The sequence below is a fragment of the Streptomyces sp. AM 2-1-1 genome, from assembly GCF_029167645.1.
In the GTDB taxonomy this organism is placed as follows: domain Bacteria; phylum Actinomycetota; class Actinomycetes; order Streptomycetales; family Streptomycetaceae; genus Streptomyces.
On record NZ_CP119147.1, the window covers coordinates 1,339,806 to 1,366,776 of the forward strand.

General features: G+C 73.6%; 14 protein-coding genes. 4 read left to right on the forward strand and 10 right to left on the reverse strand.

Going from position 1 to position 26,971, the window contains the following annotated elements; translation table 11 throughout:
- Positions 1-34 precede the first annotated feature (34 nt).
- Positions 35-3,922: an amino acid adenylation domain-containing protein gene (locus tag PZB77_RS05675; protein ID WP_275491449.1), complete on the forward strand. Its 3,888-nt coding sequence runs from the start codon at positions 35-37 to the stop codon at positions 3,920-3,922.
- Positions 3,910-4,134, forward strand: a complete 225-nt coding sequence (locus PZB77_RS05680) for a tautomerase family protein (RefSeq protein ID WP_275491450.1) — start codon at positions 3,910-3,912, stop codon at positions 4,132-4,134. Before PZB77_RS05675 ends, PZB77_RS05680 begins: the two co-directional genes overlap by 13 nt.
- A 105-nt stretch (positions 4,135-4,239) precedes the next feature.
- Here PZB77_RS05680 and PZB77_RS05685 read toward each other — a convergent pair whose 3' ends face one another.
- The 6 genes from PZB77_RS05685 to PZB77_RS05710 form a co-directional block, all read right to left on the reverse strand.
- Positions 4,240-5,598: a dihydrolipoamide acetyltransferase family protein gene (locus PZB77_RS05685; protein ID WP_275495927.1), complete on the reverse strand. Its 1,359-nt coding sequence runs from the start codon at positions 5,596-5,598 to the stop codon at positions 4,240-4,242.
- A gap of 114 nt (positions 5,599-5,712) precedes the next feature.
- Positions 5,713-6,699 (reverse strand): alpha-ketoacid dehydrogenase subunit beta, encoded by a 987-nt coding sequence (locus tag PZB77_RS05690; protein ID WP_275491451.1) that lies wholly within the window; start codon positions 6,697-6,699, stop codon positions 5,713-5,715.
- On the reverse strand, positions 6,696-8,114 hold the full coding sequence (gene pdhA, locus PZB77_RS05695) for a pyruvate dehydrogenase (acetyl-transferring) E1 component subunit alpha (protein ID WP_275491452.1): 1,419 nt from the start codon (positions 8,112-8,114) through the stop codon (positions 6,696-6,698). Before pdhA ends, PZB77_RS05690 begins: the two co-directional genes overlap by 4 nt.
- A gap of 262 nt (positions 8,115-8,376) precedes the next feature.
- Positions 8,377-9,882, reverse strand: a complete 1,506-nt coding sequence (locus tag PZB77_RS05700) for an MFS transporter (protein WP_275491453.1) — start codon at positions 9,880-9,882, stop codon at positions 8,377-8,379.
- Between the two features lie 18 nt (positions 9,883-9,900).
- Positions 9,901-10,125 carry a phosphopantetheine-binding protein gene (locus PZB77_RS05705; protein ID WP_275491454.1) on the reverse strand — a complete coding sequence of 75 codons (225 nt, stop codon included), beginning with the start codon at positions 10,123-10,125 and terminating at the stop codon, positions 9,901-9,903.
- A complete protein-coding gene (locus PZB77_RS05710; RefSeq protein WP_275491455.1) occupies positions 10,122-12,065 on the reverse strand; it encodes an HAD-IIIC family phosphatase in 1,944 nt (647 codons plus the stop codon). Before PZB77_RS05710 ends, PZB77_RS05705 begins: the two co-directional genes overlap by 4 nt.
- Before the next feature lie 235 nt (positions 12,066-12,300).
- Here PZB77_RS05710 and PZB77_RS05715 point away from each other — a divergent pair, with 235 nt between their 5' ends.
- Entirely contained in the window at positions 12,301-13,107 is an 807-nt protein-coding gene (locus PZB77_RS05715) for an AfsR/SARP family transcriptional regulator (RefSeq protein ID WP_275491456.1), read from the forward strand.
- Between the two features lie 109 nt (positions 13,108-13,216).
- Positions 13,217-13,555, forward strand: coding sequence for a YrdB family protein (locus PZB77_RS05720; protein WP_275491458.1), 339 nt, complete (start codon positions 13,217-13,219; stop codon positions 13,553-13,555).
- Between the two features lie 81 nt (positions 13,556-13,636).
- Here the strand turns inward: PZB77_RS05720 and PZB77_RS05725 are convergent, their stop codons facing one another.
- From PZB77_RS05725 to PZB77_RS05740, 4 genes are read right to left on the reverse strand one after another with little or no spacing between them, the layout of a single operon-like run.
- Entirely contained in the window at positions 13,637-14,674 is a 1,038-nt protein-coding gene (locus tag PZB77_RS05725; RefSeq protein ID WP_275491459.1) for a ketoacyl-ACP synthase III family protein, read from the reverse strand.
- Between the two features lie 15 nt (positions 14,675-14,689).
- Positions 14,690-15,481, reverse strand: coding sequence for an alpha/beta fold hydrolase (locus tag PZB77_RS05730; RefSeq protein ID WP_275491461.1), 792 nt, complete (start codon positions 15,479-15,481; stop codon positions 14,690-14,692).
- Positions 15,478-17,871: a type I polyketide synthase gene (locus PZB77_RS05735; RefSeq protein ID WP_275491462.1), complete on the reverse strand. Its 2,394-nt coding sequence runs from the start codon at positions 17,869-17,871 to the stop codon at positions 15,478-15,480. Before PZB77_RS05735 ends, PZB77_RS05730 begins: the two co-directional genes overlap by 4 nt.
- Before the next feature lies 1 nt (position 17,872).
- Positions 17,873-26,962: a type I polyketide synthase gene (locus PZB77_RS05740; protein ID WP_275491463.1), complete on the reverse strand. Its 9,090-nt coding sequence runs from the start codon at positions 26,960-26,962 to the stop codon at positions 17,873-17,875.
- Between the last annotated feature and the right edge of the window lie 9 nt (positions 26,963-26,971).

The following is a 26,971-nucleotide window of genomic DNA, read 5'->3' on the forward strand; positions in this document are numbered from 1 at the left end:
CGACGGGACGACGCATGACAACGGGGGGGATACGATGGGAAGTCCTGGTGTCACCGATAAATGCCTGACGGACCTGCTGATCGAGCAGGCGAAGACGCGCCCCGACGACATCGCCGTCCGGCACGGGAGCGACACGCTGACCTACGGCGAACTGGTCGCCGACAGCCTTGACCTGGCCCGTCACCTTCGACACCTCGGGGTTTCGACGGACAGCCGGGTGGGCGTCCTGGTCGATCCCTCGCTCGATCTCATGGTCGGCACGTGGGGCGTGCTCTTCGCCGGCGGCGCTTATCTTCCCCTCTCGCCCGATTATCCGGACGAGCGTCTCCGCTACATGCTGGAGGACGCCCGGGTCACGGTCGCATTCTGCCAGGAATCACTGCGGAGCCGACTGGAGGAAATCGCGCCTCCGCATGTGGTGATCACCACATCAAAAGACGTGAAGGAATACCTGAAGTCGGCGTCCGGCGACATTCCGGGGGCCCTCGTCCAGAATCCCGATCCCCACAGTCTCGCGTACGTCATCTACACCTCGGGCAGCACGGGAAAACCCAAGGGCGTGATGATCGAGCACCGCAGCATCGTGCACCAGATGAACTGGCTGGGACAGCAGTACGGCCTCGACTCCACGCGCGTCGTGCTTCAGAAGACCCCGATGAGTTTCGACGCCGCACAATGGGAGATTCTGGCCCCCGCCTGTGGGAGCAGGGTCGTCGTCGGAGCATCAGGGATTCACCGGGATCCGAAGCTTCTCATCGATACCGTCGTGCGCGAAGGGGTCACCACGCTCCAGTGTGTTCCTACCTTGCTGCAGGCACTCGTCGACACCGACGAACTGGACCGGTGCACCTCGCTGACGCACATCTTCAGCGGCGGCGAAGTCCTTTCCCGGGGTCTCGCACGGCGCTGCACGGACCTCCTGCCCGGCTGCACCGTCGTCAACGTCTACGGACCGACCGAGTGCACCATCAACACCTCGGCCCACACCTTCGACCCGACGGCCCCTGACGACGGCACGCACTCCGTCCCGATCGGCACCCCCGTGGACGGGTTGCGCTGCCACGTCCTGGATGCCGGCCACCGGCCGCTGGGACCCGGCGAAACGGGCGAGCTGTACGTCAGCGGGATCCAGCTCGCCCGCGGTTACCTGCACAGACCCGGCCTGACGGCCGAACGATTCGTCGAGAGCCCCTCCGGGGCCCCCGCCCCCCACGACCGGCTCTACCGCACGGGCGACCTGGCGTCCTGGGATCCGGACGGAACCCTGCGGTTCGCGGGCCGGGTGGACAACCAGGTCAAACTGCGCGGTTTCCGCATCGAGCTGGACGAGATCCGTCTCGCCATCGAGGCCCACGACTGGGTCAGGAACGCGGCGGTCCTGGTACGCGACGACCCGCGCACCGGGTTCCAGAACCTCGTCGCTTTCGTCCAGCTCAGCGCCCGGGAAGCGGCGTTGATGGACCAGGGCAACCACGACGGGCACCACCTGTCGAAGGAGTCCAAGCTCCAGGTCAAGGCGCAGCTGTCGAGCAACGGCGTCCGGGACGCCGAGGATCTGGCCGGCCGGACAGTGGTGCCCCTGCCCGGTGCCACGGCGACCGGGCCGCAGCGCCGGCGTGCCTTCGCCCGCAAGACGTACCGCTTCTACGACGGTGGTTCCGTGGCCTCCGCGGACGTGCTGGCCGCACTGGCACGCCGGGCGGAGGGGGCCGCGCCGCGCTCACCCGCAGAGATCACGCTCGACGAACTCGGCGGACTGCTGCGCAACTTCGGCCAGTTCCGGAGCCAGGAGCGGTTGCTGGCGAAGTACGCCTACGCCTCCCCCGGTTCGCTGTACGCGACGCAGCTCTACCTGGAGGTCGCCGGGATCGGCGGTCTGGCACCGGGGTGCTACTACTACCACCCGCTCCGCCACGAGCTGTACCTGATCCGGGGAGCCGAGGCCGGGGCGGAGGCGACGCGGAGCGCGGCGCCCGGGATCCGCCTGCACTTCGTCGGCCGCAGGCGCGCGATCGAGCCCGTCTACAGGAACAACATCCTCGAGGTCCTGGAGATCGAGGCCGGCCACATGGTCGGCCTGTTCGACGAGCTCCTGCCGGCCTACGGCCTCGCCGTCGGCGACGCGCCGTACGAGCCCGGCGGACACGAGCGACTGGAGTGCGCGCCGGAGGACCACTACCTCGGCAGCTTCGCCCTGACCCCCTGGAGCCAGGAGCCCGGCCCCCGGGAGCGGGACGCTGCCGACGTCTACGTCCAGTTCCACCCGGGCAGCGGATCCGACCTTCCACCCGGCCAGTACCTGTACCGGGACGGACTGCTGGAGAGGGTCGCCGACGAGTTGGTCCTCAAGCGCCACGTCATCGCCATCAACCAGGCGGTGTACGAACGGGCCGGGTTCGGCATCACGATCGTGAGCCGGGCCGCCGAGGAGCGGCGCGGCTACCTGGACCTGGGCCGCAGACTCCAGCACCTGATGATGAACACGGGAAACCTCGGCTTCATGTCGGCCGGTTACAGCTCACGCACCGGCAAGGATCTGCCCGCCGCCCGGCGGATGGCCGGCATTCTGCGGGACGCCGGCCGGCCGGCCGGCCCGTCGTACTTCTTCGTCGGCGGCCGGGTCACCGACGAGCAGCTCGCCCACGAGGGCATGAACGAGGACAGCGTCCACATGAAGGGCCCGGCGGAGCTGATCAAAGAGGATCTGGTCGCCCTGCTCCCGGAGTTCATGCTGCCCAACAGGATCCTGGTCATGGACAGCCTGCCGCACACCCCCAACGGCAAGATCGACCACCGGGCCCTGGAAGCGCACGCCGACACGACCGCGGCCTCGGACGACGACCGGCCGGTGGTCCCTCCGCGTACGACGACCGAGACGAGGATCTGCGACCTGTGGAAGGCGGCGCTGAAGCGCGACGTCGTCTCCGTCCGGGACGACTTCTTCGCGTGCGGGGGCAACTCCCTCATCGCCGTCGCCCTGGTGAACCGGATCAACCGCGCGTTCTCGTGCTCGCTCCCGCTCCAGGTGATCTTCGAAGCCCCGACGGTGGAGCGGTTGGCCGAACGCGTCGACGCCCCCGGTTCCGCGACCTCGTCCCGGCTGATACCGCTCAGCACCGCGGACTCCGCCCCGCCGGTCTTCTGCTGGCCGGGTCTCGGGGGCTACACGATGAACCTCCGTCTGCTGGCGTCCCGCACCGCCGCGGACCGTCCGTTCTACGGCGTCCAGTCCTACGGCATCAACCGCGGCGAGACCCCGTTCCCCAGCATCGAGGAGATGGCCCGGACCGACATCGAGGTCCTGCGCCGCGTCCAGCCGGAGGGCCCGTACACCCTGTGGGGCTACTCCTTCGGTGCCCGCGTCGCCTTCGAGACGGCCCGGCAGCTGGAACGGGCGGGGGCCGAGGTGGAACGCCTGTTCCTGCTCTCCCCGGGCTCGCCCCGCGTACCCGGCGCGAAGGCGCCGGCCCGCGCCGCGGCGGACTTCACCGACCCGACCTTCGTCACCATCCTCTTCTCGGTCTTCGGCGCCCGGACCAGCGGCCCCCTCCTGGACGCCTGCCTGGAGGCGACCCGCGACGAGGAGACCTTCAGGGACTTCGTGATCAGCGGCTTCCCGGAGCTCGACGCGGAGCTGATCCGTCGGTTGATCGCGGTGGTGTGCCTCACCTACTCGTTCACGTACGACGTCACCGACCCGGACCGGCGCCCCGTGCGAGCACCGGTGACGGTCTTCACGGCCCGCGGCGACGCACCCTCCTTCATCGAGCGCGCTCCCGCCCTCACGTCCTCGCCCCCGGAACTCGTCCGCCTGGACGCGGACCACTACGGGGTGCTCCGGGACCCGGGCGTCGACGAGCTCGCCAAGGCCATCCACCGCGAAACCACCCGGCAGACAAGGAATCGGACATGCCTCACCTGACCATCAAGCACTTCCCGAAGACCCTCACACCCGAGGAACGGACCGAGCTGGTGTCCAGACTGACGGCAGCGGTCACGGAGGCGTTCGCGTGCGAGGAGGGCGTCATCTCCATCGCCCTCCACCCCGTCGAGCCCGCCCTCTGGGACGAACAGGTCTACCGGCCCGAGATCACGGCCCTCCGGGACACCCTGATCAAGACCCCGGCCTACTGAGCCCGTCGCGGCGCCACCCGTGAGTGACGGCCCGGACCCGGGGCGAGGGCCGTCACCACGCCCGCCGTCACCGCGTGACCGGCGACGGCCGTCCCGCGGGGGAGGTCATCCCCATGTGAGCAGGCGTTTGGGCCGTTCCAGGACGGCGGCGGTGTCCGCCAGCACCTTGGACCCGAGTTCCCCGTCGACCAGACGGTGGTCGAACGAGAGCGCCAGCGTGATCACCTGGCGGACCGCGACCCTGCCCCGGTGGACCCATGGCCGGGGCTTGATCGCGCCGACCGCGAGGATCGCGGACTCGCCGGGGTTGAGGATGGGGGTGCCGGTGTCGACGCCGAAGACGCCGATGTTGGTGAGGGTCACCGTGCCGCCGGCCATCGCAGCGGGCGAGGTCGTGCCCGCGCGGGCGGTGGTCACCAGCTCGCCCATCGATCGGGCGAGTTCGGGCAGGGTCTTGTCCTGTGCGTCCTTGATGTTCGGCACGATCAGGCCACGCGGGGTGGCGGCGGCGATGCCCAGGTTGACGTAGTGCTTCCGTACGATCTCCTGGTTCGCTTCGTCCCAGGCGGCGTTGACCCCGGGGTTCCGCCTGATCGCGACGAGGAGGGCCTTGGCGACGATCAGGAGCGGACCGATCCGCACCCCGGCCATCTCCTCGTCCTCCTTCAACTCCGCGACCAGCTTCATCGTGCGGGTCACGTCCACCGTCACGAACTCCGTGACGTGCGGCGCGGAGAAGGCGCTCTCCACCATCGCCCGAGCGACGGCCCTGCGGACTCCCTTGACCGGGGTGCGCGTCTCCCGGGCATCCGCGACGGCGACCGGGGCCGCGTGGCGGGCTGCGGCCGGAACGGAGGCGGGGGCCGGGTCCCCGGTCGGCGGAGGGACAGCCGGAAGCGCGGGCACCGGTGCCCGCGCCGCCGCCGCGTGTACGTCCTCCCGGGTGATGAGGCCGCCCTCACCCGTCGGCGTGACCGTGGCCAGGTCGATCCCCAGGTCCTTCGCCAGCTTCCGTACCGGTGGCTTCGCCATCGGGCGCGGGGAGACCGGGCCGCGCCGCTGGGCCGGCCGGCGCGGCCGGCGCCGGGTCGGGGAGGGCGCCACGCCGTAACCGACGAGGACGGGCTCCCGGGTGGGGGCCGGATCGGCCGGGGGCTCCTGCGGGAGCTCCGGCGAGTGGTCCGGCGCCGGCGCCGGGGTGTTCGCGTGGACGGTGATGATCACCTCGCCGACCGGCACCGTGGTGCCCCCGGGAAAGCGAATCTCGCCGACCACGCCGTCGTAGGGGATGGGGAGTTCGACGGCGGCCTTCGCGGTCTCGACCTCGCACACCACCTGGCCGTCGGTGACCCGGTCACCGGGCCGGACGTACCAGGTGAGGATCTCCGCCTCGGTCAGCCCCTCCCCCACGTCGGGCATCCTGAACTCGTGCGGCGCCGCGCGCGTGGCCGTCGTCGCCGTCATGGTCGTCACAGCGTTGTCCCTCGTCTGGTGTCGGGGCGGGAGATCGGTCGGTGCGGGGGTTCCGTCGGCACCGGGCTTCCGTCGTACGGGGCTTCCGTCGGTGCGCGGGCCGGCTCAGTACGCCAGGGAGCGGTCCACCGCGTCGAGCACGCGGTCCAGGCCCGGCAGGTACTCGTCCTCCAGCCGGGCCGGCGGGTAGGGCAGGTGGTAGCCGCCGACCCTCAGCACCGGGGCCTCCAGGCTGTGGAAGCTGCGTTCGGTGATCCGGGCGGCGATCTCCGCGCCCGCACCGAAGAAGACCGGCGCCTCGTGCACCACCACCAGCCGGCCGGTCCGCTCCACCGAGGCCTGGATCGTGTCGAAGTCGACCGGGGAGATCGACCGCAGGTCCACGACCTCGACCGACTTGCCCTCCTCCGCGGCGACCGCGGCGGCTTCCAGGCACACCTTCACCATCGGGCCGTACGCGGCCAGGGTGAGGTCGTGGCCGGGGCGGACGACCACGGCCTCGTGGAGCGAGGGGGCGGCTGGCTCGGTGTCCGTGTCCAGCTCGCCCTTGTCCCAGTAGCGGCGCTTGGGCTCGAAGAAGATGACCGGATCGTCGCTCCGGACGGCCTGCCGCATCATCCAGTACGCGTCCGAGGCGTGCGAAGGGGAGACCACCTTCAAGCCCGCGACGTGCGCGAACAGGGCCTCGGGCGACTCGCTGTGGTGCTCGACGGCGCCGATGCCGCCGCCGTACGGAATGCGGATGACGACGGGCAGCTTGATCCTGCCGCGCGAGCGCGCGTGCATCTTCGCGAGCTGCGTGACGATCTGGTCGTACGCCGGGAAGACGAAGCCGTCGAACTGGATCTCCACGATCGGGCGGTAGCCGCGCAGAGCCAGACCGATCGCCGTGCCGACGATGCCGGACTCGGCGAGCGGGGTGTCCATGACGCGGTCCTCGCCGAAGTCCTTCTGGAGGCCGTCGGTGATCCGGAAGACGCCGCCGAGCTTGCCGACGTCCTCGCCCATGATCAGGACCTTGGGGTCGGTGTCCAACGTCGCGCGCAGTGCCTCGGTGAGCGCTTTGGCCAGGGTGAGCGTCTGCGTGGTCATGGCTGGTCGGCCTCTCCTGCTGCGGAGGATGCGAATGCTTCCTGGTACGCGGTGAACCCGGCCCGCTCCTCCTCGACGAGGGCGTGCCCGTCCGCGTACACATGGCGGAACATCTCGGCGTGCGGCGGGTCGGGCATCGTCCGGACCAGGTCGCGCACCCGCTTGCCGAGCGCCTCGCTCTCGGTGGCGAGCGCCGCGAAGTACGCCTCGTCCGCGAGCCCTTCCGACCTCAGGTGCCGGCCGAGGCGCAGGATCGGGTCCTTCGCCTCCCACTCGGCGACCTCGGCGGAGTCCCGGTAGCGGGTCGGGTCGTCGGACGTGGTGTGGGCGCCCATCCGGTAGGTGTACGCCTCGATCAGCATCGGTCCCCGGCCGGACCGGGCGTGGTCGAGGGCGGCCCGGGTGACGGCGAGGCAGGCCAGCACGTCGTTGCCGTCCACCCGGACGCCCGGGAAGCCGAAGCCCCGGGCGCGTTGGTGGAGGGGGACGCGCGACTGCCTCTCGTTCGACTCGGAGATCGCCCACTGGTTGTTCTGGCAGAAGAAGACGACCGGGGCGTCGTAGACGGCGGCGAAGTTGAAGGCCTCGGCCACGTCGCCCTGGCTGGTGGCGCCGTCACCGAAGTACGCGATCACGGCCGCGTCCGCACCGTCCTTGGCGACGCCCATGGCGTAGCCGGTGGCGTGCAGCACCTGCGAGCCGATGACCAGGGTGTAGGTGTGGAAGTTGTGCTCCGCGGGGTCCCAGCTGCCGTGGCCGGCTCCCCGGAACAGGGTGAGCAGGTGGACGGGGTCGACGTCCCGGACGAAGGCGACGCCGTGCTCCCGGTAGCTGGGGAAGATCCGGTCGTCGTCCCGCGCGGCCCGTCCGGAGCCGATCTGGGCGGCCTCCTGGCCGAGCAGCGAGGGCCAGAGCGCCAGCTCGCCCTGGCGCTGGAGGGTGACGGCCTCGGCGTCGATGCGGCGCGTCAGGACCATGTCCCGGTACAGGGAGCGCAGTTGGTCCGGCCCGGGGTCGAAGGCGTAGCCGGGGTGGTCCACCCGCTTGCCCTCGGGGGTCAGCAACTGGATGAGCTCGGTGGTCATACGGGGTCTCCGGCTCTCGTGCGGATCAGTCGATGCCGCGGCATATGTGGGGCTCGGCCGAGGCGTCGTCGGGGTCGCCCGCGAGACGCAGGAGCGGCGCTCCCGGGAAGGCGGACCGCCGGGCGAACACGGACGCGGAGGCGAGCGGGGGCTCCGGCGCGCACCACGGGGCGTGCGGGGCGGTGCGCGGGCCCGGACGGGTGCCGGGCAGGCCCAGGGCGGCGGCCGCGCCGGCGGTGGACCAGTTCCAGTGGGCCGCGGGCCCGCTCCCCGGGCCGGCGCCGTCGGCCGCGGGGGCCACGTCGCCGAGGGTGAGGGCTTCGGGGTCACGGGCGGCGAGCAGCGTCGCGCGGTCCGGGAAGCGGGTGCGCGTTCCGCCCGGCCAGGCCTCGGGGCCGACGGGGTTCGCGGTGGTCCCGTCCGGTCCCCCGTCGGTTCCGGCGCCGCCCGGCAGGGGGGCGACGGGGGAGACGGAGGGCGGGGGGAGGGCGACGGACCGGGAGCGCTGTCGGATCATCTGTCTGCCTCTCGAGGGATGGGAGAGTGCATGGAGGCGGTCGCGGGGCCCGGGGCGCGGGCCCCGCGACCGCTGTCAGAGCTTCGCTTCGTCGGCCGCGGGGCGGCCGCCGAATCCGAAGATCCCGACGAGGAGGTTGAGCGCGACCCAGCCGAAGAGGACCAGGAAGCCGCTCTGGAGCGCTTCGTTGAGCGCCTCGTCGGGGGCGACGCCGTCGCCGGTGAGGGAGGCGAGCCGGCTGCCGACGACGGTGGCGGTGACGGCGAGCGCCAGGGCGCCGCCGATCTCGGTGGCGGCGTTGAGGACGGCGGAGGTGGTGCCCGCGTCCTCCTCGGAGGCGTCCCGGGTGCCCACGACCGGGGCGGTCATCATGCACAGGACCAGGCCGACGCCCAGGAGCGCGGTGACGGGCAGCAGCAGCGACCAGTAGCCGCTGCCGGTACCGGAGTTGAGCATCAGGCCGAGGACGCCGGCGAGCAGGACGCTGCCGAGGACGTACGGCGTGCGCGGACCGAACCTGGCGATCATGACGGGCACCGCGCCCGACACCAGGAGCATCGCGAGGCTGGTCGGGATGTAGGCGAGGCCCACCTCCATCGGGCTGTAGCCGAGCACCAGCTGCATGTACTGCGGCAGCATGAAGAAGGCGGGCAGCATCAGGCCGGCCGTGATCAGCTGGGCGAGGGTGCCGGTGGCGACGGAGCGCCGGCGCAGCAGGTGCAGCGGGAGGAGCGGGGCCTTCGCGGTGCGCTCGACGCGGACGAAGACCGCGAGCAGGACGACGGCGGCGGCGAGTGCGGCCAGCGCGGTCGGGTCGGTCCAGCCCTCGCCGCCCGCGGTGACGACACCGAAGACCAGGGAGAGCAGGCCGAGGGTGCCGGTGACCGCGCCGGGAACGTCGGCGGGCGGGCGGGGGCCCTTGGGGGCCATGCGCGGGATGCGGGTGAGGACGCCGCCGAGCAGCAGGGCGCCGATGGGCACGTTGATCAGGAACGCCCACCGCCAGTCGATGTCGGTGACGGCCCCGCCGAGCAGGGTGCCCAGGCTGGCGCCGACCCCCATGACGGTGCCCCAGATGCCGAGTGCCTTGGCGCGGGCCGCGGGCTCGGGGAAGGTGGTGACCAGGATGGACAGGGCGGCCGGCGAGAGGGCGGCGGCGCCGATGCCCTGGAGCCCGCGGCCGGTCAGCATGGTGCCGCCGCCCTGGGCGAGGGCGGCCACGAGGGAGCCCGCCGTGAACAGCAGGAGCCCCGCGACCAGCACCGTGCGGCGTGAGAAGACGTCGGTGAGCCGGCCGCCGAGGAGCATCAGGCCGCCGAAGAGCAGCACGTAGATGTTCATCACCCACTGCAGGCCCGCGGTGCCGAGGCCGAGGTCGCCGCGGAGCTGCGGGAGCATCACGTTGGCGATCGTGGCGTCCAGGACGCAGATCAGCTGGGCGGTGGCGACCAGGAAGAGGACCAGTCCGCGCTTGACGGGCGCGGAGCCGGCCGGAGTGTCCGCGGTGGGTGTGGCGGCGGTCGCCGTGCCGACGGAGGTGAGGGCCTCGGTGCGGGCGGTGTCCCGGGAGTCGATGCTCATGTGTCTCTTCTCCGGAGGTCAGGCGGCGCTGATGCGCTCGTAGATGGCGGAGAGGCTGCGGTCGGCGAGGAGCTTGCCGACCGGCACCCGGTTGCCGGTCTTGCGCTCGACGGCGCCGACCAGGCGGATCATATGCATCGAGTCCCAGCTCACCACGTGGTCGAAGTCGGCGGAGAGGTCGTCGACGCCCAGCGGCAGGTCGAGCTCGTCGCGGACCAGGTGGATGAAGTCCTCTTTGGTCATGTCGTGGAACCTTCCAGGGTGGAGGTGAGAGTGACGTGGGAGGGCACGGCCACGAGGTCGTCCAGGTCATGCCGGAACCGGAGTTCGCCGTCGGTGGCTTCGGTGGGTGCGAAGCCCACGGACGGCCAGAAGCCCCGGACGTTCTTGTTCTTGGCGGTCGGCCGGTAGCTCGCGAGGACCGCGCGCGCACCGGTGGCGCCGGCGTGGGCGAGGAGGGCGGCGACGGTCGTCCGCTCGATGCCGCGGGCGAAGACCCGGCAGGACAGGATCATGTTGTCGACGACGAGGGTGTCCTCGTCGCGGTGGGCGAAGACCGCGCCGACGACTCCGTTGTCGCCGAATCGGTCACCCGTACGGACGGCGAGGACCAGGTGGTCCGGGTCCTGCTCCCGCTCCGTGACGTCGGCCGGCTGGAGCCGGAGGGTGGTGAGGTTGAACTGGTTGGTGCGCAGGCTGAGCTGGGCCACCCGGTCGACGTCGCCGGGGCCCGCCTCGCCGAGGGTGACGCGGACGCCGAGCCCGGCGAGGTACTCCTCCTGGGAGCCCGCGCTGTCCAGCAGGTCGGCGCGCTCCGCCTCGGTGCGGTACAGGGCGGCACGCGCCCGGTCCTCCGCCGTCAGCCGGGCGGTGTCGAACCAGCCGTCGGCGAGGAGCTTGCCGACGTGCAGGGCCGGTTCGTCGTCGAGCCGGACGACGGCGACCTGCGGGAGGCCGCCGGCGACCATGCCGCATTCGAACGCCGAGTCGTCCGCGAAGACGAAGCTGTCGACACCCAGGTTGAGTTTGCCGGCGATGTCCCGGAGATTGGCGTCCTTCGGCTGCCAGTTCGCGTTGATGCGCGCGAAGTCGGCCTCCCGAAGCACCATGTCCGGGTGTTCCCGGAGTACCTGGACGAGCGGCTCGTGGTCGTTCTTGCTGCTGACCGCGAGCAGGATCCCCTGCGAGCCGATCTGCTGGATGAGCCGCTGGAAATTGCCGAAGGCCTCACCGCGGAAGGTGGTCGCCGCGGCGATCCGGTCCATTCCGTCGTCGCCGAGGATGCCGTCCCAGAGGGTGTTGTCCGCGTCGACGACGAGGACCTTCTTCGTCCGGCCGCGGAGCATGCGCGCCAGGTGGGCGACCTCTCGCGCGTATCCGGCGAGGAGCTCGTCCCCCAGGTGCGCCTTGGCGTACGCGGACATCCGGGGTTCGTTGAGCGCGGCACCGCCGGCGACCAGCGGGTCCAGGTCGATGACGTGCACGCCCGGGTGGTCGAGCGCGAGGCGCAGCAGGCCGTTGTTGAACTCCCGCCAGGCGATCGACGCCCGGTTGCGGGAGGCGTGGTCGATCAGCTGGTGGGTGACCGTACGGGAGAGGGGCACGGTGTTGAGGACGAGTGCGGCCGTCGCCCTCTCGGTGAAGGCCGCCGCGAGCGCCGTCAGTTGGGCGAGTTTCCGCTCGGCGGTCTGCACCAGGTCGTCGGCCTGCCACGGCGTGCCCATCTCGTCGAGCAGGGTGTGCGGGTCGATGACGCACAGGGCGAGATCGACGTCGGGGGCGTGCAGCGGGCTCTCCGGGTCCCGCAGGTCGCGCAGGTAGGCGTCGAAGTCGCCGAGCCGGTCCTCCAGCAGGATGCCGTGCCGGGCGAACTCCGCGGTCAGCGGGGCGCGGACGCTGCCGAGCGTGGAGTGGCCGGTGAGGGCGACCACGGCCGTCTCGGTGTCCGGCAGGGCCGCCTTCACCGCGTCCCGGTCGAGCTGGGTGAGGATGTTGCCGGCCCGCTGGAAGTCGTCCTCGTCGCCGGCGGACACCATCTCCGCGAGGAGCGGGGCGACTTCGGCGTACCGCTCCACGAGCTCGCCCGCGGAGCGCAGGGCCCGCAGCGCCACCAGGGGGGTCGGGCGTGGTGCGGCCGGGGGCGGGGGGGTTTCCCGGGCCGCCGGGCTGGATACCGTGGTCAATGATCTCTCCTCGCCTCGCCACCGTCGGCCGTGCCGGGCCGTTCGTCGGCCTCGATGGTCCGCGAAGGCGCTAGAGCCGCACTCGTGCTGGTCTCCAACGGGCGTGTGTGTTTCTCATGCTCTCGACAGGTGCCGATTCACAGCGGGCCGGTGACCTGTGCACTCCCGCCCGCACCCCCCGGCCGGTCATCGTGGTGGCAACAGTCCGAGCCACCGAGTGGAGGGGGAATCGACCATGGACGTCAGAATCCTGGGGTCCTTCGAGGCGACGGAGAACGGGGTGGCGCTGCTGCCGACGGCGGGCAAGCCACGGCAGATCCTCGCTTTGCTTGCTCTGCAGGCAGGACAGGTCGTCCCCGTTCCCACGCTGATGGAGGAGTTGTGGGGCATGGAGCCGCCCCGCAGCGCCCAGACCACGCTGCAGACGTACATCCTGCAGCTCCGCAAGCGCATCGCGGCGGCCCTTCCCGCCGACGGCCCGCGCCGTGCCAAGGACGTACTGGCGACCCGCTACGGCGGTTACCTGCTCGCCATCACGCCGGAGGAGGTCGACGTCCACTCCTTCGAGCGGCTGGCGTCGGCGGGGCGGCGGGCGCTCGATCTCGGTGACCGGGAGACCGCGTCGCGGATGCTCCGGGCGGCGCTGGCGGTCTGGCGCGGACGGGCCCTGGTGGACGTGTACACCGGGACGCGGCTCGCCGTGGAGGTGACCCGCCTGGAGGAGAGCCGGCTCTGCGCCGTGGAGTCCCGGGTCGAGGCCGATCTGGGTCTGGGGCGCCACCACGGACTGCTGAGCGAGCTGTCGGTGCTCACCGCCCGCCATCCGATGCACGAGAACCTCTGCGGCCAGTACATGACCGCGCTCTACCGGTCGGGGCAGCAGTGGCGGGCGCTGGAGGCGTTCACCACGCTGCGCGACTGCCTGGTGGACGAGCTCGCCGTCGAGCCGTCCCCCCGCCTCCAGGAACTCCAGCGGGCGATCCTCAGCTCCGATCCCCAACTGGACCGCTTCGGTGCCGTACGGGCCGGTCTCACGGTCTGACGGTCCGGACGTCCACGTCCCCGCGGCTACCCGGCCGCGGGGACACGTCCGCGCGCCGGTCCCCGTCCGGACGCGCCCTTCCCCCCTTCGCACGCGCTAGGAGTCAGCGATGCTCTCTGCCCTCAAGGCCTTCAACCTGCTCGTCATGTTCCTGCTGGAACTCGCCGTGTACGCGGCCGCCCTGCTGTGGGGGTTCACCTCCAGCGACAAGTGGCTCGCGAAACTGGCACTCGGCATCGGTGTCCCGGTCGCCCTCATGGTCACCTGGGCCCTGTTCGGCGCGCCGCGCGCCTCGCACCCGGCGCACGGGGGTGCCCGGGTGCTCCTGGAGGTGGTGTGGTTCGGCACCGGCGCGGCGGCGCTCGCGGCGACGGGCCGGTACGCCTGGGCCGCGGGCTTCGCGGGCATCTTCCTGGTCAACGCGGCGCTGCGGCTGCTGTGGAACTAGTGACCGTCGGGTAGGACGGTGAAGAGGCGGCCGGCCCGGGAGGACTTCCCGGGCCGGCCGCCTCTCGTGTGCGGGCTCAGCTCACCACTGCGGCGTCTCGGTGAACTCCAGTACGGCGACGGTCCACATGAAGCCGACGCCGACGCCCATGGTGACCAGCAGGTCGCCCGGCTCCGGCCGGCGCGCCTCGACGACGTGGTTCATGCCGATGAGCTGGTCGCCGGCCCCCATGTGGCCGAAGTCCTGGCCCCAGTCGTACGTGGTGGTGGCGCGGTCGACGCCGAGCAGCGAGTAGAAGGAGAACTCGGCGATCGTCTCGGCGATGTTGGCGTGCACGAAGAACCGCACGTCGGACAGGCTCGCGTCGGCGTCGTCCAGCGCCTCCTGGAGGACCTGCGAGGCGTTCTTCGTCATCTGCTGGATGACGTGGTCGTACGCGTCCTCCTCCTGCAGCAGGTAGTCCGACTTGCGGGAGCGCAGGTCGACGGGCTTGCCGTCGAGGAACGGGCCGTCGTTCCACCCGGCGGTGCCCCGGTAGATGGGCTCCAGTGAGGAGTCGGAGTAGCTGGCGGTGGAGCGCAGCCGGGCGAATCCGCCCTGGTTGGAGAGGACGACGGCGCCCGCGCCGTCGCCGTACGCCTGCTGGCTGTCGGAGCCCCAGCGGTCGAAGTACGGCATGCGGAACGCGTCCCCGGTGGTGACGAGGGCGGCGCCCGGCGTGGGGCGGGCCGCCAGGTGCGACGCTGCCAGCTCCAGTCCGGCCAGGCCGCCGTTGGAGCCCTGGCGTATCTCGACGGTCAGGCCGGTGCCGCCGACGGTCTCGGACTGCACGTAGTTGACCGGGGTCCAGAAGTCCTGGCCCTGGTGGCCGACGCAGGCGTGCAGGACCAGGCCGTACGCCTCGGGCGGCAGCCCGGCGCGTTCGGCGGCCTGGCGGCCGGCGGCCGCGGCCATCACCGGGCCCGGCTCGTCGGGACCCGCGACCCGGACCTGGCGGATGCCGTTGGCCTGGGCCTCCTCGGCGTCGTAGCGGCCCTCGGCCACGGCCTGCTCGGCGGTCTCGATCTGCTCGGGCACGTAGGAACCGAGTCCGGCGACGTACACGTTCTCCCAGCGCATGGGGATTCTCCTGTTCTACGCCGCTTGCGGCGTGGACGCGTGACGGCAGAGGTCGATCTGCCGGACCAGCTGGCGGGTGAAGGCGGGGAAACCGGAGCCGAGGAAGTAGAAGTGGCCGCCGGGGAAGAAGGTCTGGGCGAAACGGGAGCGGCTCTCGCGGCTCCACTGGTGCATGGAGGCGGCGGGGGCCCAGGCGTCCTGGGTGCCGCCGAAGACGGTCAGCGGGGTACGCATGGGGGAACGCCCCTGCGCCGGGCGGTAGTTGTCCACGGCGCGCAGGTCGGCGCGGACCGTGCGCAGGAAGCGTTCGAGGAACGCGGTCGCTCCGGTGACCCCCTCGGGCATGCCGCCGAGCTCCATCATGACGTCGAGGAGCGCCGCGTCGTCGAGGGTGTGCAGCGGGACCGCGCCGGCCCGTCGGTGCAGGGGGGCGACACGGCCGGAGACGCCGGTCCACACCGGGTGGCGGCCGAGGTTCTCCAGCGCCCGCGCCGTCTCCAGGGCCACGATGGCACCCATGCTGTGGCCGAAGAGCGCGACGGGGGCGTCGTCCGTCCAGGGCAGCACGTCGGCGACGGTCCGGGCCACCACCGCGTCCATGTCGTCGAGGAGGGGCTCGGCCGCCCGCCGGCCCCGCCCGGGCAGGTCGAGCAGGAGCAGGTCCCAGTCGTCGGGGAGCTGGCGCACGAGCGGGTAGTAGACCGCGGCCGAGCCTCCCGCGTGGTGGAAGCCGATCAGGCGTATCGCCGGGTCGTCGACGGGCCGGGGGCGGAGAAAGGCGCTTCTCCGGGTGTCCGTGGCGATCATTCGTCCCATCCCATGGCGGTGCGGACCTGGGTCCCCAGGTGCACGAGCAGGTCACCGACCGGCATTTCCACCGGGCAGTCGAGTGTGGGGAGTTCCACCCCGTAGCGCTGCTCCACGCTCTTGGTGAGCAGCATCGCCGTGAACGAGTCGCCGCCGACCTCGCAGAAGGGCACGTCGGGGGCGAGCCGTCCGTCGGCCTTGAGCACGGCGGCGAGTTCGTCGGCCAGATAGCTCCCGATCTCCGCGGCGTCGCGGGGCGGCGCGGCGTGGGGCGACGGGGCGCCGACGGTCTCCGCCCGGGCCCCCGTCGGCTCGTCGATCCAGAAGCGCTTGCGCTGGAACGGGTAGGTGGGTGCGTCGCCGAACTCCGCGCCGGGCGCCGCGAGGGCGGCGAGCCGGAGGTCGGCGCCGCCCCGGTAGAGGGCGGCCAGGGCGTCGATCAGCAGCGCGGGCGCGTTCCCGGGATCGCCGGTGACCAGGGGCAGGGCCTCCCCCGCCACCCGCAGCCGGGCCACCGGCCCCGGCCGGCCGTCGTCGTCGGCGGGGACCAGTGAGGTCCGGACGCCGAGTGCGGTGAGCACGGCCCGCAGCCGGACGCCGGCCTCCCGGGTGCCGTCCCCCTCCGCGGCGGAGCGCAGGCCGGGGAAGTGCCGCACCAGTGCGGCCAGCGCCTCCTCGACGGCTCCGCCGTCCGAGCCGACGATGAGGGCGGCCCGGTCGGCGAACGGGGCCGCGGGAGCGGTCCGTTGCGCGGCGAGGGCGTCGGCGAGCGCGGCGGCCCCGGTGCCGGTCACCGCGATGCGGTGGCCGAAGTGGACGCGCCCGGCCCGCAGGGTGTGGCAGAACGAGGCGACGGCGTCGTCGCCGAGTCCGGCCAGCCGGGTCCGGACCTGCTCGACGAGGGCGGCCAGGGCGCGGGGGTCCTTCGCCGACAGGGTGAGCAGCTCGGGGTGCCGGTCCGGCACCGGTACGCGCGGCGCCGGGGCCGGGCGGTGGGCTGCGACGACGGCGTGCGCGTTGGTCCCGGAGAGGCCGAAGGCGCTGATCCCGGCGACCGGGAGGGCGGTGGGCCAGGCGACCCGGCGGTCCGGCACCGTGAGGGAGATCCGGTCCCACGGGATGAGGGAGTTGAGCTTGCCGTCGCCGGGTTCGACGCCCGCCGGGACGGTGTCCTCGCCCAGCAGGGCGACGAGCTTCAGCAGCCCGGCGATGCCGGCGGCGGCTTCCAGGTGGCCGATCCGCGACTTGACGCTGCCGAGGGCCACCGGTGCGTCCCGCGGGCCCGCGCCGGTCCCGATGACGGAGTCCAGCGCGCCGACCTCGATGGGGTCGCCGAGGGCGGTGCCGGTGCCGTGCGCCTCGATGTAGCCGACGTCGGCGGGGGCCACCCGGGCGTCGGCGAGCGCGGCCCGGATCACCTCCTGCTGGGCGGGGCCGCTGGGGACGGTGAATCCGGAGGAGGCCCCGTCGTGGTTGACGGCGCTGCCGCGCAGCACCGCGTGGACGGGACGGCCCTGGGCGAGCGCGTCGTCGAGCCGCATCAGCGCGACCATGCCGATGCCCTCGCCGCGGCCGTAGCCGTCGGCGTCCGCCAGGAAGGTGCGGGAGCGGCCACCGGGCGACAGCGCCTCCCCCTGGCAGAGGGAGACCATGAGCTCGCTGCCGAGCACCAGGTTGGAGCCCCCGGCCAGGGCGATCTCGCACTCACCGCCGCGCAGCGCCCTGATCGCCTGGTGCACGGCGACGAGGGAGGACGAGCAGGCGGTGTCGACGCTGAGCGCCGGGCCGGAGAGGCCGAGCGCGTAGCTGACCCGGCCGGCGACGAAGCAGTGGCCGCTGCTGGTGGTGAAGTAGGGGTCGATGCGGCTGAGGTCTCCGTCGCTGACGAAGCGGCGCCCGTACTCGGAGGCCATGATCCCGACGAAGACGCCGACGGGCAGCCGGTCCTGGCGGCGCGGTGCGATGCCGGCCCGTTCCAGTGCCTCCCAGGACACCTCCAGGAGCATCCGCTGCTGGGGGTCCATCATCTCGGCCTCGCGCTGGGAGATCCCGAAGAACGAGGCGTCGAAGGAGGCGATGTCGTCGAGGAAGCCGGCCCGGTCGACGTAACTGCGGCCCTCCGTGCCCCGCTCGGGGTGGTAGACGTCCCGCAGACCGGTGCGGTCCTCGGGGATGGTGCTCAGGGCGCGGTTGTCGGGGTCGGCGGCGTACAGGAAGTCCCGGTAGGCCTGCGGGGTGGTGATGCCGCCGGGCAGGCGCATGGCCGTGCCGACCACGGCCACGGGGGCGTGTGCTCGGTTCTCCAACTCGGCCACCTGCGCCTTGAGGCGGCGCGACAGCTGGAGCTGGTCCTCGATCACCTGCCGGAGTGCTTCGGGATTAAGGGCCATCTCACTGCTCCTGGGCGAGGTCGTCGTGAACGGCCCGGAGCAGCTCGTCGAGGGAGAGTTCCCCGAGAGCGGCTCCGGCCCGGTGGTCGTCGGAGGGGCGGGCGGCGGGCGTGGTCGCCGGGACCCGGACGGGCTGCGGTGCGGGCGCGGCGCGGTCGGCGAGGAAACCGCTCATCGCGAGGACGCTGGGGTGGTCGATGGCGACGGTGGCCGGCAGGTCGCCGCCCACGGCGTGGGCCAGGGCGGTGCGCAGGTCGATCGCCATGATGGAGTCGAGGCCGAGTTCGGAGAATCCCTCGGCGTCGGCCGATCCGTCGGCGGGCAGTTGGTCGTCGGAGCCCAGCATCCGGGCGACGAGGGAGCGGACGGCGTCACGCAGGAGGTGCTCCCGCTCCTCCTCGTCCCGGGTGTCCTCGCCGTTCAGCCGCTCGGTGAGCCAGCCGGCGGGCTCGTCCGTCTCGGCGGGCCGCTCCGGGGCGGGTGCCGCCTCGGCGAGCGCGGCGACCAGGGCGGCCCTGGGGTGGCCCGCGGCGGCGGCTGCGTAGCGGGTGGCGTCCAGGGCGACGACGACGAGCCGGGAGAGTGCGGTGTCGGTGGCCAGCGCCAGCGGGGCGGCGGCCTCGGCGTCGGACAGGGCCCGGATGCCGATCCGGCCCGCGGCCCGTTCGACCGCGGCGGCGGCCGCCATGCCTCCCTTGGCCTCGGGCACCCACGGTCCCCAGCTGACGCTGGTGGCGGGGAGGCCCTCGGCCCGCAGGCGTTCGGCGAGTCCGTCGAGGTAGCCGTTGGCCGCCGCGTAGTTGGTCTGTCCGGCGGAGCCGAGGGCCGCGGAGACCGACGAGAAGAGGACGACGGCCCGCGGGTCGTGGCCGGCGACGGCGTCGGTCAGGACGTCGGCGCCGAGCGCCTTGGCGTGGAAGACCTTCTCGTACGAGGCGGGGGTGAGGGAGTCGAAGGCGGCGTCGGCGTTGACGCCCGCCAGGTGGTACACGGTGCCGAGCGGTCCGTCCGCGGTGGCGGCGGCCACGGCCCGGGCGCAGTCGTCGGGGTCGGTGACGTCGCCGGCGACCACGGTGACCCGTACCCCGGAGGCGGTGAGGTCGTCGATGACCCCCTGTTCGGTGGCGCCGGGCGCGGAGCGTGCCATCAGGGTCAGCCGGTCCCCGCCGCGTGCCGCGTGCGCCGTGGCGACGGCGAGGCCCAGGGCCCCGAGTCCGCCGGTGACGAGGGCGCCGCCCGCGGCACCGGGGGCGGGGTGGTCGGCGGCGGTGCGGACGAGCCGGGCGGCCCGGACCTCGTCGCCGTCCAGTGCCAGCCGCCTCTCCTCGGGGAGGGCGCCCAGGAGCCCGGCGAGGTGCTCGGGGTTCCAGCCGCCGTCGAGCCGCAGCCGGATGAGCCCGCGGTCGGTCTGCTCGGCCTCCAGGGCGTTGAGGAGGCCGAACAGCGACTCCCGCAGGGGTGCCCGGCCGGTGGAACCGTCCACCGGCAGGACGTACGGCAGGGTGCGGGGCAGGGCCCGCAGGGTCGCGGCCAGGGTGGCGGCCGCCTGGAGGGCGCCGGGCGCGCCGGCGGGGGCGCCGGGCGCGGCCCACCGGGTGTCGACGACGAGGTCGGCGGTGTCCGGTCCGGGCAGGGTGCCCAGGAAGCGCTGTACGGCGTGGCCCGCGTCGGCGAGGGCGTCCGCCAGGGTGTCGGCGGTCTCGCCGTCCGTGCCGTCCTCGGCTTCGAGGAGCGCGATCCGCAGGGTGCCGTGGGCCGGGGCCGCGGCGGTGAGCGGGACCCACTCCAGGGTGTGGACGAGGCCGTCGCCGCGCAGGCTGGACTCCAGGACGGCGCGGGAGGCGTGCCGGACGCGGAACTCGTCGGCGCGGAAGACGCTGTGTTCGGCGCCGCCGACCGGGTCCGTGGCGTAGAGGTGGAGGTCGGCGGTCTCGACCCGGAGCCGGTCGTGGGGAAGGGGTTCGGCGCGCACCACGCGTACCTGGCCCCAGAGTTCAGCGCCTGCCGGCGGGCGCCCGTGGAAGGAGAGTTCCTTCGCGGCGAACGGGATGGCCAGTGAGGCGGCCTCGACCGCGCCGTCGTCGACGAGGAAGACGGCGATGCTCTGGAAGCAGGAGTCGATGAGCCCGGGGTAGAGCTCGTACCCGGCCGGCTCGTCGGGGAGTCGCGGCATCGTGTAGCGGATCAGGGCCTCGTCGCCGCGGATCCACGCCTCGTCGATCCACTGGAACGACGGGCCGAGGGTGTACCCCAGCTCGCGGAAGTAGTCGTAGAAGTCGGCGCGGGTCAGGTGCCGTTCGCTCGAGGCCATGAACGCGGCGCGGTCCTCGGTGGCCGGCCGGTGCGCGGCGGCCGCCGGCGGGCTGGAGAAGCGGCCGCCGATGTGCTTCTGCCAGATCCCGCGCTCCTCGTCCAGGAGGCTCTGTACGGAGAGTTCGGCGGTGCCGTCGGAGGCCGGGGGGTCGAGGAGGATCTGCGCCTCGAAGCGCTCGCCGTCCTTGATGACGAGGGCCCGGGGGCAGATCAGGTCCTGGACGACGACGGGGTCGCCGTTGCCGCCGAGGGCGGAGAGGACGGTCGCCAGGTGCGAGGCGGCCGGGGTGACGACGGTGCCGTACAGCCGGTGGTCGGTGAGGTAGGCGGGGAAGCCGGCGCTGCGCTCGAAGGAGAAGGCCCGTCCGCGCAGCCCCGGGGAGCGCAGTTCGCTCCCCCAGTGGCGGCCGGCCCCCGGCCGGGGGGCGTCGTGCCCGGTGGCCGCCGGGGCGGTGGCGCGGGTCCAGTACGCGGTGTCGGCGAAGGGGTAGCGGGGGGCGTCGGCCCGGGTGGTGCGGCCGCCGGAGATCCGGTTCCAGTCCAGGTCCCGGCCCCGCTCGTAGAGGGCCTTCGCGGCGCCGAGCAGGACGGTCCGGTCCTTTCCGCCGCGGCGCAGCGACGGCACGCCGCCGCCCTCGGGGGTGAGGCCCGCCGCCCGGACGAGGCTGACGAGGGTGCGGTCGGGGCCGAGTTCGAGGAGTACGTCGACGCCCTGGGCGAGGAGTTCGCGGGCGCCGTCGAGGAACTGGACGGGGCGCCGGATGTGCTGGGCGAAGTGGTCGGGGGTGAAGGTGCCGGGGCCGGCCTCGGTGCCGGTGACGTTCGTGATCAGCGGGATGCGCGGCTCGTGGAAGGTGAAGCCGGCGAGCTCGGCCGCGAAGGTGTCGAGCACCGGGTCCATCAGCCGGGAGTGGAAGGCGTGGGACACGGTCAGCGCCCGGGTCCGTACGCCCTGCTCCGCAAGGCGGGCGGCAAGGGCGTCCAGGCGGTCGCGGGGGCCGGCGACGACCACCGACTCGGGGCCGTTGACGGCGGCGACGTCGACGCCCGCCTCCTCGGCCCAGGCCGCGACGGTTCCGGGGGCGGCCGGGACGGAGAGCATGCCGCCGGGCTCGGTGGACTGCATGAGCCGGGCGCGGGTGGCGATCAGGGCGAGACCGTCCTCGCGGCTGAGCACCCCGGTGTGGATGGCGGCGGCGATCTCACCGACGCTGTGCCCCATGACGGCGTGGGCCTTGACGCCCCAGGACTCCCAGAGGGCGGCGAGGGCCAGCTCGAGGGCGACGAGGGCCGGCTGGGTGACCCGGGTCTGGTTGACCGCCTCGGGGTCCTCGCCGTAGAAGACCAGGTTGAGCAGGGAGTCGCCCAGGTGCGGGGCGAGGATGCGGTCGCAGTCGTCGATGACCGCGCTGAACACCGGCTCGCTCTCGTACAGTTGACGCCCCATGCCGAAGTACTGGGCGCCCTGGCCGGAGAAGAGGAAGCCGATCTTCGGCGTCTTGGCCGGGGTGCCGGGCCCGGCGGCCTGGCCCAGCGCGGCGAGCAGCTGGTCGCGGTCGCGGCCCAGTACGGCCCGGCGCACCGGCAGGTGGGCGCGGCCCGCTCCGGCCGTGGCGACGAGGTCGGGCAGCAGGGTGTCGGGGGTGTCCTGGAGGGTCTGGCGCCAGGAGGCGGTCAGCCGGTCCAGGGCGGCCCCGTCCCGCGCCGACAGGGGCAGCAGCAGCGGCGCCCCGTCATCGGTGCGCGGGGTCTCCCGCGGGGCGGGTGCCTCACCGATGACCAGGTGGGCGTTGGTGCCGGAGAAGCCGAAGGCGGAGACGCCGGCCAGGCGCGGGACGTCGCTCCGGGCCCAGGACGTACGGGAGTCGACGACCCGGACGTTCATGTCGCGCCAGGGCACGTGCGGGTTCGGGGTCTCGAAGTGCAGCCCGCCGGGGATGCGGCCGTGCCGCAGCGCGAGGACGGTCTTGAAGACGGAGGCCATCCCGGACGCGGACTCGCAGTGGCCGATATTGCTCTTCACCGAGCCGATCAGGAGCGGTTCGCCGGCGCGCCGGCCGGGGCCGAACACGCCCCAGGCGGCGTCGAGTTCGATCGGGTCGCCGAGTGAGGTGCCGGTGCCGTGCGCCTCCAGGTAGCCGATCTCGGCGCCGTCGACGCGGGCGTCGGCGAGCGCGGCCCGGATGACCTGGCGCTGGGCGGTGCCGTTGGGGGCGGTGAAGCCGGAGGAGGCGCCGTCCTGGTTGACGGCGCTGCCGTGGATCACGGCCAGCACCTGCTCGCCGTCGCGCAGGGCGTCGGAGAGGCGGCGCAGGACGAGGACTCCGCAGCCCTCGGCCCGGACGAAACCGTCGGCCGAGGCGTCGAAGGTCTTGCACCGGCCGTCGGCGGAGAGCATGTGCGCCCGGCTGACGGCGACGGAGCAGGACGGCGAGGTGATGACGTTGACCCCGCCCGCCAGCGCCCGGTCGCTCTCGCCGGACCGCAGGGAGCCGACGGCGAGGTGCAGGGCGACGAGCGAGGAGGAGCAGGCGGTGTCGACCGCGAGGGCGGGGCCGTGCGTGCCCAGGTAGTAGGCGATGCGTCCGGCGGCGGCGTTCAGCGCGGTGCCGGTGGCGAAGTAGGCGTCCAGCGGTTCGAGGCCGCCGCCCTCCATGACCCGGGCGTAGTCGGAGTTGGAGATGCCGACGAAGACGCCGGTGCGGCTGCCGGCCAGGGAGGCCGGGTCGGTGGCCGAGTCCTCCAGGGCGTGCCAGGCGGCTTCCAGGAGCAGGCGCTGCTGCGGGTCCAGGCTCTCCGCCTCGCGGGCGGGGATGTCGAAGAAGGAGGCGTCGAAGCGGCGGATGTCGCTGAGGAAACCGCCCTGGTCGGTGGAGATGCTGCCGGGGCGGGCCCCGGCCGGGTCGTGCAGTGCGGCGGTGTCCCAGCGGTCGGCGGGAACGGGCCCCACACCGTCGCGGCCCTCGTCGAGCAGCGACCAGAACTCCTCCGCGGAGTCGGCACCGGGGAAGCGCCCGGCCATGCCGACGATGGCGATGGGTTCCGGGGCACGGGGCTCACCGCCGGGAGCGGTGGTCCCCGGCGCGGTCCCGGTCCCGGTCCCGGCCGCGAGGGCGGCGGCGGGGCGGCGCGGGGTGGCGCGGCGGACGGCGGGCCGTTCGCCGCCGGCGGCGCGGGCGGTCAGTTCGGCGGAGAGGCGGCTGAGCGAGGGGTGTCCGAAGATGTCGCCGATCCCGACCTCCAGGCCGAGGACACCGGTGAGGTGCGCCGCGACGTCCACGGCCATGATCGAGTCGAGGCCGAGGTCGAGGAAGCCGGTGTCCTCCGGGACGGCGGAGCCGTCCTCGTGGCCGAGCACCGCCGCGAGGACGTCGCGGACCCGCTCGGTGACCAGGGCGGCGCGCCGGTGCTCGGGAGCCTCCAGCAGCTCCCGCAGCGGGTCAACGCCGAGGACGGCGTCGACGGCCGGTGCGTCGTCGGTGGGGTGCAGCGCGTCGAGGAGCGGGCGGTGGCGCACCGCCTTCATCACGGTGGTGAACCGCTCGGTGTCCAGGCGGCAGGCGATGAGCTGGGCGCCGGCCGGACCCGGCCGGGTGAGCGCGGCGCACCCCTCGGCGGCGGTGACGGGGCTGACACCCATGCGGGCCAGGAGGGTACGGGCCTCGGTGCCGGCCATGCCGTCCAGCTCCCACGGCCCGAAGGCGATGGTGGAGACGGGGCGGTCCGCGGTGTGGTGGATGTCGGCGAGCGCGTCCAGCGCCCCGTTGGCGGCGGCGTAGGCACCGTATCCGTCCGTGCCCCAGACCCCGGAGACGGAGGACAGGTGGACGAAGAAGTCCGGCGACCACTCCCGGGCGAGCAGGTGCAGCCAGTGCGCGCCGGTGAACTTGGCGTGCAGGGCGGCGGCGAAGGCGTCGTCTCCCGCGTCGGTGAGCGCCAGCCGGTCGATGGTCCCGGCCGCGTGCACCACTCCGCGGACCGGCGGCAGGCCGGCCAGGACGTGGAGTGCTTCGGCGAGTGCGGGGCCGTCGCCGACGTCGGCGGCGACGTACACGGCTTCGGCGCCCTCGGCCGCGAGTGCGGTGAGCGACGCCTCGGCGGGCCCGGACAGTTCGCTCCGGGGGCGGCGGCCGAGCAGGACGAGGTGGCGGGCGCCCCGGGCCACGAGGTCCCGGGCCAGCTCGCGGCCGATCGCGCCCAGCCCACCGGTGATCAGGTAGGTGCCCTCCGCGCTTACGGGCAGGGGGTCCGGCGTGGTGTCTGCGGGCCGGATCCGGGCGACACGGCACCGGCCGTCCCGTACGGCGACCAGGTCCTCGTCGCCGCCCGCGTCGAGTGCGGCGACGGCCGCGCGGGCGTCGGCGGCGACGGGTACGGCGGGCAGGTCGAGGACGCCGCCCCAGACGGCCGGGAACTCCAGGGCCAGGACGGGGGCGATGCCGTGCAGCGCTCCGTGGTCGGCGGCGGCGAGCTGCTCGTCGCCGGTGACCCGGCGCACCCCGGCCGTGACCAGGTGGACCCGGCCGGTGCCCGGGGACTTGGTGCGCACCGCGAGGGTGGCGGCGAGGCAGAGGGCGGCCGCGTGGCCGGTCGGCGCGGGCGCGTCGAGCGCGGTGGGCAGCAAGGCGGCCGCGGGTACGAGCACCAGGTCGGCGTCGGGGTGGGCCTCCCCGACGCGCCGCCAGCCCTCGTCGTCGCCGGGGACCGCGGGCAGCACGGTGACGGCGGGGCGGTTTCCGGCGGTCCGGGCCGCGTCGGCGAGGAGCCGCACGGTGGCGGTGTCGTCGCCCGCGAGGACGAGGGGGCGGAGGGGGCCGGCGGGCGCGGCCGGGGTGTGGGCGTCCCAGTGCACGGTGTGCACGGGCAGCGGGGTGGCGGTGTCTGCCGGTGCTGCGGTGTCGGCCGGTGCGGTGTCTGCCGGTGAGGTGTCGGCGCCGGTGCCCGCGGTGAGCGCGGCGGGCCGGGCCAGGGGGGCGTGACGGGTGCGTTCCCACGGGTAGGCCGGGAGGTCGGCGATCCGGCGGGGCAGGGCCTCGGCGGTGGGGTCGGTGGCCGCGTGGGCGGCCGTGCCGGTGGCGCCGTCGGTGGCGCCGGAGTCGAGCCGGACGCCCGGCGGGGTGCCGCCGTCGGCGAGGGCGCGCAGGGCGGTGGCGGCCTCGGCCGGGCCGGCCGCGGTGACGGCGGCGCGTACGGCGTGCCGGGCGCGGCCGTGGGTGACGGTGTAGGCGAACGCCGGGTAGGCGTCGGCGGGCAGGGTGTCGAGCGTGTCGGCGAGCCGGCCGGCCCAGGTGCGCAGGGCGGCCTCGCTGCGGGCGGAGATCTCGAAGCCGGCCGGGGCACCGGTGTCGGCGGCGGGGGCGGTGGCCGCCTCCTCGGCCGTGAGCGGACCGAGGACGACGTGCGCGTTGGTCCCGCTCATGCCGAACGAGCTGACGCCGAGGCAGCTGCCGCTGCCGTCCCCGGTGTTCCACGGGAGGGTCTCGCGGGGTATCTCGATCCCGGTGCCCTCGATGTCGATCCGCGGGTTGAGGGTCCGCAGGTGGACGACCGGCGGTACGGCACGGTGCTTCACGGAGAGGACGCCGCGGATCAGTCCGGCGATGCCGGAGGCGGCCTCCAGGTGGCCGATGCCGGTCTTGACGGAGCCGATGCGCAGCGGGGCGCCGCCCGCGGTGCGCTCCAGGGCGGTGACGATCGCCTCGACCTCGATGGGGTCGCCGAGCGCCGTGCCGGTGCCGTGGGCCTCGACGGCGCCGATCGCGTCGGGGGTCAGCCCGGCGTCGTCGAGCGCGGCCTTGATCAGGGCGATCTGGGCGCGGACGTTGGGGGCGGTGAAGCCGGAGGAGCGGCCGTCCTGGTTGACGGCGCTGCCCCGGACCACCGCGTGCACCCGGTCGCCGTCGCGCAGCGCGTCCTCCAGCCGTTTCAGGACGACGACTCCGCAGCCCTCGCCGCGGGTGAAGCCGTTGGCGCGGGCGTCGAAGGTCTTGCAGAGGCCGTCCGGGGAGAGGGAGTTGGTCTGGCGGATGAGGCGGGTGGAGCGGGGGGAGAGGATCAGGTTGACGCCGCCCGCGAGGGCCACGTCGCACTCGCCGCCGCGCAGTGCCTGGCCGGCGAGGTGGACGGCGGTGAGCGACGAGGAGCAGGCGGTGTCGACGGAGACGGCGGGGCCCATCAGCCCCATCGTGTAGGCGAGCCGGCCGGCCGCGAAGCAGTGGCCGTTGCCGGTCAGCCAGTAGGCGTCCTCCTGGCCGGCGGGCTGCCAGTCGCGGTAGTCCTGGCCGGTCACGCCGACGTACAGGCCGGTACGCAGGCCGGTCAGCGACTGCGGCGGCAGTCCGGCGTCCTCCAGTGCCTCCCACGCCACTTCGAGCAGCAGCCGGTGCTGCGGGTCGAGGCTGCGGGCCTCGCGGGGGCTGATGCCGAAGAAGGCGGCGTCGAAGCCGAGGACGTCGTCGAGGAAGCCGCCCCGGTGCGGGAGGGTCTCCCACTCCTCGGTGAAGGGCTCCTTGCGGTGCTCCGGCATGGGGTGGACCAGGTCGCGGCCCTCGGAGAGGGCGGCCCAGTAGCCGTCGAGGTCGACGATGCCGCCGGGGAGGCGGACGCCGACGCCGACGACGGCGAGCGGGCCGCTCTGCCCGGGGCCGCTCTGCGCCGCGGCCAGTTCGCCGCGGAGCTTCTTGATGGTGTCCATGGCCCGGGTGAGCGGGGTGGTGGCGCTTCGCCCGGCGCCGGACTGCCGGTCGGCCGGCTCCTCGTGGGTCGGTGTGATCGTCACAAGACTTTC

Coding starts and splice junctions, on each gene's coding strand:
- PZB77_RS05675 (WP_275491449.1), top strand. CDS start 35: ATGGGAAGTCCTGGTGTCACCGATAAATGCCTGACGGACCTGCTGATC.
- PZB77_RS05680 (WP_275491450.1), top strand. CDS start 3,910: ATGCCTCACCTGACCATCAAGCACTTCCCGAAGACCCTCACACCCGAG.
- PZB77_RS05685 (WP_275495927.1), bottom strand. CDS start 5,598: ATGACGGCGACGACGGCCACGCGCGCGGCGCCGCACGAGTTCAGGATG.
- PZB77_RS05690 (WP_275491451.1), bottom strand. CDS start 6,699: ATGACCACGCAGACGCTCACCCTGGCCAAAGCGCTCACCGAGGCACTG.
- PZB77_RS05700 (WP_275491453.1), bottom strand. CDS start 9,882: ATGAGCATCGACTCCCGGGACACCGCCCGCACCGAGGCCCTCACCTCC.
- PZB77_RS05705 (WP_275491454.1), bottom strand. CDS start 10,125: ATGACCAAAGAGGACTTCATCCACCTGGTCCGCGACGAGCTCGACCTG.
- PZB77_RS05715 (WP_275491456.1), top strand. CDS start 12,301: ATGGACGTCAGAATCCTGGGGTCCTTCGAGGCGACGGAGAACGGGGTG.
- PZB77_RS05720 (WP_275491458.1), top strand. CDS start 13,217: ATGCTCTCTGCCCTCAAGGCCTTCAACCTGCTCGTCATGTTCCTGCTG.
- PZB77_RS05725 (WP_275491459.1), bottom strand. CDS start 14,674: ATGCGCTGGGAGAACGTGTACGTCGCCGGACTCGGTTCCTACGTGCCC.
- PZB77_RS05730 (WP_275491461.1), bottom strand. CDS start 15,481: ATGATCGCCACGGACACCCGGAGAAGCGCCTTTCTCCGCCCCCGGCCC.
- PZB77_RS05735 (WP_275491462.1), bottom strand. CDS start 17,871: ATGGCCCTTAATCCCGAAGCACTCCGGCAGGTGATCGAGGACCAGCTC.